This is a genomic window from Streptomyces sp. NPDC051921 (genome assembly GCF_040680975.1).
Classification (GTDB): Bacteria; Actinomycetota; Actinomycetes; order Streptomycetales; family Streptomycetaceae; genus Streptomyces.
Genome location: NZ_JBFAXU010000014.1, coordinates 169,111 through 179,863, shown reverse-complemented (window position 1 = coordinate 179,863; position 10,753 = coordinate 169,111). Strand labels below are relative to the sequence as shown.

Annotated in this window: 7 protein-coding genes and 1 pseudogene; 4 read left to right on the top strand and 4 right to left on the bottom strand. The window is 72.2% G+C overall.

Features of this window, described 5'->3' with window-relative positions; all coding sequences use genetic code 11:
• Positions 1–341, bottom strand: a pseudogene (locus AB0M16_RS20320) (hypothetical protein); the annotation flags it as partial.
• A gap of 198 nt (positions 342–539) precedes the next feature.
• Entirely contained in the window at positions 540–1,520 is a 981-nt protein-coding gene (locus AB0M16_RS20315) for a winged helix-turn-helix domain-containing protein (protein WP_365344719.1), read from the bottom strand.
• A gap of 145 nt (positions 1,521–1,665) precedes the next feature.
• Between AB0M16_RS20315 and AB0M16_RS20310 the strand changes: the two genes are divergently transcribed.
• Positions 1,666–2,625: a hypothetical protein gene (locus AB0M16_RS20310; RefSeq protein WP_365344717.1), complete on the top strand. Its 960-nt coding sequence runs from the start codon at positions 1,666–1,668 to the stop codon at positions 2,623–2,625.
• A gap of 150 nt (positions 2,626–2,775) precedes the next feature.
• Here the strand turns inward: AB0M16_RS20310 and AB0M16_RS20305 are convergent, their stop codons facing one another.
• Positions 2,776–3,453, bottom strand: coding sequence for a response regulator transcription factor (locus AB0M16_RS20305; protein WP_365344715.1), 678 nt, complete (start codon positions 3,451–3,453; stop codon positions 2,776–2,778).
• Positions 3,450–4,739, bottom strand: a complete 1,290-nt coding sequence (locus AB0M16_RS20300) for a sensor histidine kinase (protein WP_365344713.1) — start codon at positions 4,737–4,739, stop codon at positions 3,450–3,452. Before AB0M16_RS20300 ends, AB0M16_RS20305 begins: the two co-directional genes overlap by 4 nt.
• A gap of 308 nt (positions 4,740–5,047) precedes the next feature.
• Here AB0M16_RS20300 and AB0M16_RS20295 point away from each other — a divergent pair, with 308 nt between their 5' ends.
• The 3 genes from AB0M16_RS20295 to AB0M16_RS20285 all read left to right on the top strand — a co-directional run bounded on the left by AB0M16_RS20295 (position 5,048) and on the right by AB0M16_RS20285 (position 10,748).
• Positions 5,048–7,261, top strand: coding sequence for an MMPL family transporter (locus AB0M16_RS20295; RefSeq protein WP_365344711.1), 2,214 nt, complete (start codon positions 5,048–5,050; stop codon positions 7,259–7,261).
• Positions 7,262–7,532: 271 nt separating this feature from the next.
• Positions 7,533–7,958, top strand: coding sequence for a hypothetical protein (locus AB0M16_RS20290; RefSeq protein WP_365344709.1), 426 nt, complete (start codon positions 7,533–7,535; stop codon positions 7,956–7,958).
• Positions 7,959–8,186: 228 nt separating this feature from the next.
• Positions 8,187–10,748 carry an ATP-binding protein gene (locus AB0M16_RS20285; protein WP_365344707.1) on the top strand — a complete coding sequence of 854 codons (2,562 nt, stop codon included), beginning with the start codon at positions 8,187–8,189 and terminating at the stop codon, positions 10,746–10,748.
• Positions 10,749–10,753: the final 5 nt, after the last annotated feature.

Sequence of the window (10,753 nt, the reverse complement as noted above, 5' to 3'; positions counted from 1 at the left end):
TCCTTCGACCAGTCCTTGTCCTTCTCCTTCGACCAGTCCTCACCGCCGACCAGGGCAAGCCCACCCGAGCCCGTGTGCATACCGCCGTGCGGCTTGTCCTTGCCCTTCTCCTTCGACCAGTCCTTGTCCTTGTCCTTCGACCAGTCCTCACCGCCGACCAGGGCAAGCCCACCCGAGCCCGTGTGCATACCGCCGTGCGGCTTGCCGGGCTCGCGCGCCTGGCTGTGGGAGGAGTCGTCCTTGTCCCAGTCCCCTGCGGTGCTGGCGTAGGAGAGCGGTGCGGCGAGCGCCAGAGTGCCGGCGGCAGCGGTCGCAGCGATGAGAATGCGGGCAGAGCGCATCGATGTCTTCCTTTCGTCGCCCGCGCCGGCTGACTGGCTGTCGGCTCTTCGTACGCGGCGACATGGCCCACCGTCAGCCACCCCGGCATTCCCCGCTACTTGAGGTAGTGCATCCGATACTCAGCGGCCCGTCGCCTTGACGCGCCTGCCCCATGGACGGGCCGTCGGGCCGAAGCGGAAGGGCCCCGCAGGCCTGGCTCAGGTCCCGGCCAGCAGGGAGTGTCCCAGCGGTGTGAGGCTGTGGAGCACGGCGGTGCCGGTCCGTACGGTGTCGATCAGCCCCGCGCCGCGCAGGACGGCCGCGTGCTGACTGGCCGCGGCGAGGGAGACTCCGGCGCGATCGGCGAGCGTCGTGGTGGTGGCGGGGATGCGCAGCAGCGCGAGCACGTTCGCCCGGGTCCGGCCGAGCAATGCCCCGAGGGCCTCCGGCCGGTGGTCCGCCCCTTTTCCGTGACACATGGGGTAGACGAGGACCGTCGCCGCCTCGGGGCGGTACATCACCAGGGGGCCGGTGGCGAACCACGAGGGCACGAGCAGCAGCCCGCGGCCGCACAGCGGAATGTCGTACGTGGACGGCGAGGGCAGATGCAGCGTGGGCGGCTGCCATCGCCACGTCGTGCCCAGGGTGGTCAGCAGGGCGTCGACACCCCCGCGCAGCAGCATCTCGGCCCGCAACGCGCGATCGGTCAGGGCGTCCCTGCGAATGCGCGGCCACAGCGGGCCGATCGACGCGTCGAAGTAGCGGCGCGCGTCGCTCACCAGGGCATGCCGTGCGGCCGGTGCGCCTTGGGCGAGCTCGTGGGCGTACCTGCCGGGGTTGGCCAGGCCGCCGTTCCAGCCGGAGGCGTCCGGGATCCCGAGATCGATCGCCAACCGCGCCGTCGGAGTGGAGGCGGCGAGCTCGAGCGCGTCCTCGAAGTCGTGTTCCGCGGGCTGCAGGAGGAAGTCCGGTACGAAGGCTCGCTCGCCGACCAGCCCGGCCAGGACGCCCGCCCGCGCGGTGCCGCCCGCGTCCAGGGACCGGCGCCACTGCTCCACGGCCGGGTGCAGCCTGCCGGCGCCGCGTGGAGCGTGTGCGGGGCGCAGGCGAAGGCTCAGGGCCGTCTCCGAAAGCGCGTTGGCCGTGGGGGCGAGGGTGATCTGGCGGAGGTCGGCGGAGGTGAAGTGCAAGCGGATCACGGCGACCGATTATCGGGCCCTCGGACCCTTTCGCACAGGGGTGAAAGGCAGTGCGTTCCGCGGAACGAGACGTCAGGCTCCGATTGTCCGTCGAACGGTCCGCTCGGAGACCGGCCCGCACCCACCTCACCGGAGGAATTCATCGATGCGCCGCAGTCATGTCCGAACCACCTGCCTCGCCGCCACGGCCCTGCTCACCGCCCTGTGCGCGGCACCGGGCTCGGCCGAGGCCCGGGAGCTGCCCGACACCTACGTGGTGTCCCGGGAGCCCGGTGTGCTGCCTGAGGGGATCACCATCGCCCGGGACGGCACGATGTACGTCTCCTCCGACGGCACCGGCGCCCTCTACCGCGGCCACATCGGCGACCCGGCCCTGCGTCCCTTCCCCGCGCACGGCCTCGAGGACCGCCCCAGCTCGCTCGGTGTCCACACGGACCGCCGGGGACGCGTCCTCTCCGTGGGCGGCGCGACCCTGACCGTCCACGACCGCCACGGCCGGCTGCTCGCCACCCGCACCGCTGTCGCCGGACCGCTCGGTGCGCCGGACCTCAACGACCTGGTCGTGACGAAGGACGCCGTGTACGTGACCGACTGGGCCAACCCCGTGATCCACCGGGCGGTGGTCCGGAACGGCGCTCTGGGTCCGCTGGAGCCCTGGCTCGACATACGCGGCGCGTTCCCGCAGTTCCCGGCACAGTACTGGCTGTTGAACGGCATCGTCGCGAACGAGGACGGGACCGCCCTGCTGGTGGCGTCCAACGGGACCGAGGCCGTCTGGCGAATCGGCACGGCCGACAAGCAGGTCGAGCAACTCCGCCTGGGCGAGGAGTCCTTCGGCCCCGACGGCATGGTCCTGCGCGGGAACACGCTCTACGCCGTGCTCAACTACGGCGCCCCGCACGGCGTCTACATCGCCGAGCTGGACGACGACCTGCGCACGGGCACGGTCACCCATCGCATCACGGGGAAGCCCTTCGACCTGCCGACCACCCTCGCCCGCCACGGCTGCCGCCTCTACGTGGTCAACAGCCAGCTGGACCAGCCGCCCGGCCGCCCGCCCTACACCGTGACCGCCGTCGACGACCCCACGTGCGAGACCCCCTGACGAGCAGCGACGGCCCGGCGAGGTCCGAGGGCCGCCCGGTCAGTGCGTGCACGGACGCCCGCAGGCACCGTGCCCCCCTCGCTGTGCCCGGTGGCCCGACCCCTCAGGCCTCGCACTCGCAGGAGTGTCCCCCGCGACGCGTCCGTGCGGTCACACCTCCCGCCGGGCCGTCACCAGCCCCGTCTCGTACGCGGCGATGACCGCCTGGGCCCGGTCGCGGACGGACAGCCTGGCGAAAAGACCGGTGATGTGGTTCTTGACGGTGGAGGGGCTGACGCCGAGCCGGTCGGCGATCTCCGCGTTGTCGAGGCCGGTGGCGATCAGCCGCCACACCTCCCGCTCGCGCGGCGTGAGCCCGTCGGTGTGCGTGGGCGCCGCGGGTGCCGGGTGAGGGGTGGGCGCGGTGACGTGTCGGGAGATCAGGCGGGTGAGGAGTCGGGGGGCGAGAATCGCCTCACCGTCGCGGACCACGTGCAGGGCGGCGACGAGGTCCTCGGGCGAGATGTCCTTGGGCAGGAACCCGCAGGCCCCGGCACGCAGGGCGGCCACGACGTGTTCGTCCATGTCGAAGGTGCTCAGAGCGAGGACCCGGCAGCCGGGGAGTTCCGCGGCGAGGCGTTCGGTGGCGGCGATGCCGTCGAGGACCGGCATCCGGATGTCCATGATGACCACGTCGGGGCGGTGCTCATGGGCCAGGCGTAGCGCTTCGGCGCCGTCGGCGGCCTCGGCGACGACGTGGAAGTCCGGTTCCGGGGCGAGCATCAGGGCGAGGCCGCGGCGGACGAGGGGCTGGTCGTCGGCAATCAGGACCTTGACGGGCGGGGTCACGCGTACGCCTCCTGGTGGTGGGTGGGCAGGGGCAGCCGGGCGCGGACGGTGAAGCCGCTGTCCCCCGGTCCGGCGTGCAGGGTGCCGCCGTGCAGCGCGACGCGCTCGCGCATGCCCATGAGGCCGTAGCCGGAGCCGCGGGCGGCGAGGTGGTGGTCGGGAGAGCGGCCGTCGTCGCTGACGCTGACGCGCACCTCATGGGGCGCGTAGGTGAGTCGGACGTCCACTTTCGCGCCGCGGCCGGCGTGCTTGCGGGCGTTGGTCAGGGCTTCCTGCACGATGCGGAAGACGGCGAGGGCGACGCTGGGCGGCAGCGACCTCGGGTCGCCGTCGGTGGTGAGGGTGGTGGGCAGGCCGGCGCGGCGGCTGTCCTCGACGATGCGGTCGAGGTCGCCGATGCCGGGCTGCGGCACGACGGCCTCGCCCTCGTCCTTCTCGTCTCCGGCGCGCAGCACGTCGAGCAGGTGCCGCATCTCGTGGAGGGCGGTACGGCCTGATCCCTCCAACGTGACGAGGGCCTCGCGGGCGGTCTCCGGCGACCGGTCGAGGTTGGCGCGGGCGCCGCCGGCGAGGAGCTGCATGGTGGTGAGGTGGTGGGCGACGATGTCATGCAGTTCGCGGGCGATGCGGCGGCGCTCGTCGGCGACGGCGCGGTCGGCGAGGAGACGCCGGTGGGTCTCCGCGTTGCGCTGCCAGCGGTCGACGACGACGGCTGCGCCGACGACGAACAGCGCGGACGTGGCGTTGCCGGCGAAGTCGAGCAGGGACGGCGCGGGCAGGGCCGGGTGGACGAAGTGGAGCACCGCGACGCAGCCGGTGACGGCCAGGGCGCTGATGGAGGCCCGGTGGTGGCGTACGACGGTGAAGAGCGCCACCACGGTGGCGGCGCCGTAGTGCTGGCCGACGGCGCTGAACCAGTTGAGCGCGAGGTTCACGGCCAGGACTGCGGCCAGGACGCGCAGCGGGGCGACGCGGCGGGCGAGCAGCGGCATGGCGGCGGCGGCCACGACGAGGCAGCCCGCCGGAGGGACGTGCCCCTGGTCCATCTGACTGGTCACCGTGAAGCCGACGAGGTCGACGGCCGCGGCGCCGACGGCGACGAGCCCGTCATGCCGGCTCCACAGTCCGGGGCCCCGGCGCCGTCGGCGGGCGCCGATGCGCCACCGGTCCACGGCGTCCGGTATCCGGCCCGGGCGCGTGGTGTCCTGGCCCGGCTTCATGTCGCCCCCTGTGCGCTTGCCTCGAGTCCGCCGCAGTGGCGTGCTGATCTGCGGCTTGTCCGTCATGTGCCCCATTGTGTCAGCGTGGGGAGCGGCTCCGGATCGGGAGCGGGGGCGAGCGGGGACTGGGAGCAGGCTCCCAGTCCTGGGGTGGCGGGGGCCCGTGCTCCCAGACGTCTTCTCGTTCTCGGCGTCGAGGTCCCGGCCGCTCACGCCTGATGTCCTGGACGGGTACCGGGAGCTGCCCGGTACGGGGCACGCCGCCCGATCGCCGCGGCGCCGTGCCCACCCGTGCGCGTACGTCCCACACGTACGCGCGCTCGTACTCGTACTCGTATGCGTACTGGCACTCGCACTCGCACCGGAGGACTCCCGTGATTCGCGCCCTGACCGGATTCTCGACCCGTAGACCTTGGCGGGTCATCGCCTTGTGGGCGGTGGTCGGCATCTTCGTGTCCATCATGGGCCAGGTGCTGGTCTTCCGTGTGACGCAGACCGACAGCGCGGGCTTCCTGCCCGCGGAGTACGACTCGGCCGCGGCCCTGCGGGTCGCCGAGGAGAAGTTCGGCGCGAAGCCCGACGCCGGCACGGTGACGGTGCTGGTGGCCCGGCGCGACGGCAGGCCGCTGGCGGACGCGGACCGGCGCCGGGTGAGCGAGGTGGCGCGCCGGCTGAGTGTCGAGCACATGAAGATGCCACGGATCGAGGAACAGATACCGGGACTTTCCAGGGACTACTCCCAGGTCCCCTCGGTCGCACCGGCGATGACCGCGCCGGACGGGTCGTTCATGCTGTTGAGCGCGCGGCTGCGGGGCAATACGACCGACCCGGGGATGCATGCTCTGTACCGGGTTTTCCACGACCGCGCCGAGCAGGAGTTCGACGACGCCGGGCTGCGCACGGGGTTCACCGGGGGCGTGGCGGACGTGGTGGACCGCGCGGACGCGGAGAAGAGCACGCAGACGGTGGTCGGTCTGGTGATGGTCGGGCTGATCGTACTGATCAACGTGTTGGTGTTCCGCAGCGTCCTGGCCGCGTTCGTCCCGCTGTTCGCGGTGTCCGTGGTGGGCGGCGCGGCGGCCGGAACGGTCGTGGGAGCCGCTCTGCTGACGGGATTCGACCTCGACCCTGGCACTCCTAGTCTGATCGGCACGGTCCTGATCGGCATCGGCGTCGACTACTTCCTGTTCCTGCTGTTCCGCTTCCGCGAGGAACTGCGCCGGAGCCCGGAGGCGGACCATCGAGCGGTGGCCGCCCATGTGGCAGGCCGGGTCGGCACCGCGGTGACGTCGGCCGCGCTGACGATCGTGGCTGCCTTCGCGACACTGGGTGTGGCGACGTTCGGCCAGTTCCGTGTGCTCGGGCCCTCGGTCGCCGTGTCGGTGCTGGTGATGCTGTTCGCGAGCCTGACCCTGATGCCGGCTCTGCTCGCGGTGGCGGGGCGGCGGATGTTCTGGCCGTCGCGGAGCCTGACGAAGAGCGAGCGCCCCGGTCCGGCCGGGCGCACCGGAGCACTGGTGGCGCGTCGCCCCCTGCTGGTGCTCGTCGCGTCGGTCGCCCTGCTCGGCGCGCTCGCGGTCGGCGTGAAGGGTGTGCACATGGACTTCAGCTCCGGCGGGACCTCGCGGGAGACGGCGGCCTCGGCGACGGCGCGGGAGATCGCCCGCGCGCTGCCGCCGGGAGTGTCCGACCCGACGACGGTGTACGTCACCGCCGAGGACGGCCACACCCTGGACACGGCCTCGCTGGGTGGCCTGCCGAAGGCGCTGGCCCGCGTGGAGGGCGTGGGCAAGGTGAGCTCCCCCGTCTTCAACGCCGATCGCACCGCCGCGCGGCTGGACACGTACCTGACGGCGGACGCGCAGAGCGGGCAGGCCCGCGACCTCGTGGCGGGGCCGGTGCGCACGGCCGCACGGGAAGCGACGCCGGCCGGGCTGACCGCCCACGTCGGCGGCACGGCGGCCGTGTTCGCCGATGTGGCGACCGCGGTGGACGAGGACCTGCGGACCGTTTTCCCGGTCGCGGCAGCACTGATCGCGCTGATCCTGCTGGTGCTGCTGCGGAGCCTGCTCGCCCCACTCGTCCTGATGCTCGCGGTCGGGCTGTGCTTCGCGGCGACCTTCGGTGCCTCGGCACTGGTCTTCCAGCACCTCGGCGGCGAGCCGGGCGTGAACTTCGTCCTGCCGCTCGTGCTGTTCCTGTTCGTGGTGGCCCTCGGCACCGACTACAACATCCTCATCAGCGACCGGCTGCGCGAGGAGATGGCCCGGGAAGGCTCGGTACGTGAAGCCGTGGCGCGCGCGGTGCGGCACACGGCGCCGGCGATCGCGACGGCGGGGGTGGTCCTCGCAGCCTCCTTCGGCAGCCTCGCGGTGAACGCGGAGCCGTCCACCCAGCAGATCGGGTTCGCCACGGCACTGGGCATCCTGCTGTCCGCCTTCGTCCTGTCCCTGCTCCTGGTGCCGTCGGCCGCTGTGCTCCTGGGGCGGGGCATCTGGTGGCCGGTGCGGCGCGACCGCCAGGCCGACCAGCGGACGGACGAGGCCGCGGTCGAGCGTGAGCGGATCGGGGCGGGAGCGGGACGCTAGAAACCCGAGTCGGAGGTTCGTCGGCGGCGAGCTGCTGCCTTGCCGCCGTGCTCGTCGGTGGTCTTCGTCCGGTCGCCGGCCCGGGGACTCCCCCAGGCCGGCGACGGATCTCCGACTCGGGACCCTGGTCCGGCGGATCCCCCGGCAGCGGAGCCACGCAACTGAGGCCCCCTCCCCTGCCGTCGGGTCTCGCATAGTCGAGTCACATCGGGCTCCCGGGCCCTATTCTGTCCTTCGCGCACCGGTCGTGCGGGGATCGAGGGGGGACACATTGGATCCGATCACTGTGGCGGGCCTGGCCGGCACCGCTCTCGTCGGCGCCATGGCCACCGACGCCTGGCAGCAGGCGCGGGACGGCGTGGTTGCCTTGTGGCGGCGCGTGCACCCCGAGCGCGCGGAAGAGGTCGGCGAGGATCTGGCACGTCTCCACACCCTCGTCGGTGACGGTCAGGAGAATCCCGAGGTCGGTGAGGCCATGGCCCAGCTGTGGCAACTGCGGCTGCGTGACCTGCTCCTCGCGAACGCGGGCCTGACCGCCGAACTCACCCGCCAACTGGCCGAGCTTGCCGACGAGATCACCGCCCGGGGCGCCACCGGCGACGACCCGGTCGTCAACTCCCAGCACCTGGAGGCCCACGCCACGGACAGCGGCAGGGTCTACCAGGCCGGGCGCGACATGACCATCACCGAGCACTGACGGGCCCGGTGGTCGCAGGTGGCGTCGGAAGCGGCTGAGCAACCGCCACGGCCGACGTTCCCCCTGTCGTCGCCTGGCCCGCATGCCCAGCCGCCCGCGGGCACGGCTTCGCAGTCACCCGTCTACCTGGAGGCGTCGGCGGAGGCCGGTGGCCGCGTCTACCAGGCTGCTCGTGACCTCCACCTGTCCGAGATCCATCATCACTCAGGGCAGGCAGGGCCTCTGGGCGTGGTCGAACCCGTCCTGCCGACCGGCCAGGCCACGGCGGAGGTCTTCGTCGGTCGTGGCCCCGAGACGCTGGACGTCCTGGCCGTGCTCGATCCCACCCACGGCGCCACCAGCATGGTCGTCGTCTCGTCGGTCGCGGGGCTCGCCGGCATCGGCAAGACCGCCCTCGCACGCTCCTGCGCCTCCGAGGCCGTGGCGCGGGGCTGGTATCCGGGTGGTGCCGTGTTCGTCGACCTCAACGGCTACGCACCCGACCCCGCCGACCACGTCATGCCCCAGCACGTCTTCGCGCCCCTGCTGCACGCCCTCGGACTGCAAGACCCCATCGACGCCACCGTCGCCAGCCAGGCGGCTCAGTACCACCGGCTGCTCGCCGACCGTGCCACCGCCGGCCGCCCGGTCCTGCTGGTTCTCGACAACGCCTCCAGCAATGCGCAGATCTCCGATCTCCTGCCCCGTTCCCGGGCGCACCGCGCCCTCGTCACCTCGCGGCACACCCTGGCCACCCGAGGGGCCCGCACCCTCGAACTCGGCACGCTCACGCCGATCGACGCCCGCTCCCTGGTCCAGGAACAGCTCGCCTTCCTCAATCCTGACGACACCCGCGCCCAGGACGACGCCGAGGGCACCGAGCGCCTGTGCCGTCTGTGCGGACACCTGCCACTGGCACTGCACATCGCCACCGCCCTCATCGACCGTGACCCGTACCAGACGCCCGGCGCGCTCGCGGACGAACTCGCCCGCGCGCACAGAAGGCTCGACATTCTGGACGACGGTGAGCGGGCCGTGCGGGCCGCCTTCGAGCTCTCCTACCAACAGCTCACGCCGCAACAGGCCAGACTCTTCCGTCTGCTGCCCCTCAACCCCGGGCCCCATACCGCCACGGACGCCGCCGCCGGCCTCGCCGGCGTGACCACCGACGAGGCGGCGCAGCTGATCCGCGAGCTGGCCCGCGCCCACGTCGTCGAGCGCGCGGGGCCGGGCCTCTGGCGACAGCACGACCTCATGCGCGCCTACGCGATCGAACTCCTCGGCCGGTTGAACGACAACCAGGACAGAGCCTCACGCCGACTCCTCGACCATTACATCTTCCTGACCGCCGCCGCCATGGACACCCTCGACACCGGCACCCGCACCGGTGCCTTCCGCACCTCGGCCGAAGCACTGGCCTGGTTCGACCGGGAACACCCCAACCTCCAAGCCGCGATCTCGATGGCCGTCACCTTCAACGACGACGACGCCGCCCTGCGCATTCAGGAAGGACTGGTCGCGTTGCACGCCCATCGCGGACAGACCACCGAATGGGAGGCCGCAGCGACGTCGGCCGTCCGGCACGCCAAAGAGGCGCAGGACCACACGGGAAGATCCCGGGCGCTGCACCAGGTGGCGCTCGCCCGAGAGGCCACCGGCCGTGCGGCACTGGCCGCCGAGGCGGCGAAGACCCTGCTCCGTTTCCAGCACCTCGTCATCCAGGAAGCACGCGAAGCGGAGCCCGAGCGTTGCCGGCTGCTCCTCGAGCACGCCGTCGAGGCCGTCGCGGAGAGCGAGCGCCTGCTCGGCGGGCACGAGGGTCCCCTCGTGGACGCGCGTCGTAGGGAGATCGCCCGGGTCGTTCTCGAACGCGGCCTCCAGGACGCTTTCGGAGGAGCCGGGCTGCCGGACCCGGAGCCGACCCGGACGGCCGTCGTCGCCAGCAGCCCGCAGGAGCGGGCACTCGCCGACATTCAGGCAACCCTCAAGAGGCTGCGGGCCGCTTCGTACGGCGAGGTCCCCGCGGACGAGGTCCGCGACACGGCACGACGCACGCTCGCCCAGATCCCCCGAGGTCTGGAGGCGGAAGAGGCCGGATCATGGCGTGCCGTGTGCGAGTCGCTCTCCCTCCTGGCCGCGCAACTGGCGGCCGGCGGGCCAGCGGCCCGCATGAAGGGGCAGTACGCGCGGGAGCGCTGGAGAATCGACACCTTGCCCGCGGTGGCCGCCACGTACGCCCTGACGGTACGGGCATACGAGCGCATCCGTGATCCCAGCACACAGGCACGTCTGCTGAGAGAGCTGGCCCGCGAATGCTTCGATTCCGGGTCCTATTCACGAGCCGTCGACTCCTGGCGTCACGCATCGAGCATCGCCGAGACACTCGGCGACGAGGCCGGTCAGGGGGAGGACCTCGCGGGCATGGCGCATGCCTATCTCCTGCTGGACAACCACGGGAAGGCGGCGCAGTTCGCCGAGCGGGCCGCCCCTCTTCTGCGGAACGCGAAGCGCACGGGCGCCGCCGGCCGTGCCTTCAGCACTCTCGCCAACGCTCGATACCGACTGGGCCTCCCCACCGGGGCGGCACATGCCGCCCAGTCCGCACACGCCCTCGCCCACTCCGCCCACGACCCAGAGGGGCAGGTGGCAGCCCTCCTGATCCTGGGCCTGGCCCAACGCGACACCGGCAGGGAAGAGGAAGCGGGCAAGTCCTGGACAGCTGCCCGGGACATCTCCCGACAACTCCACGACCGCTATGTCGTCCAGGAGACCAGGAACTTCCTGACCAGCGTGGGATTCCCCTTGAAGTGACCCAC

What these genes read in the sequence shown, in the direction of transcription:
- AB0M16_RS20300 (WP_365344713.1), bottom strand. Translation starts at nt 4,739, where the DNA reads ATGACGGACAAGCCGCAGATCAGCACGCCACTGCGGCGGACTCGAGGC.
- AB0M16_RS20310 (WP_365344717.1), top strand. Translation starts at nt 1,666, where the DNA reads ATGCGCCGCAGTCATGTCCGAACCACCTGCCTCGCCGCCACGGCCCTG.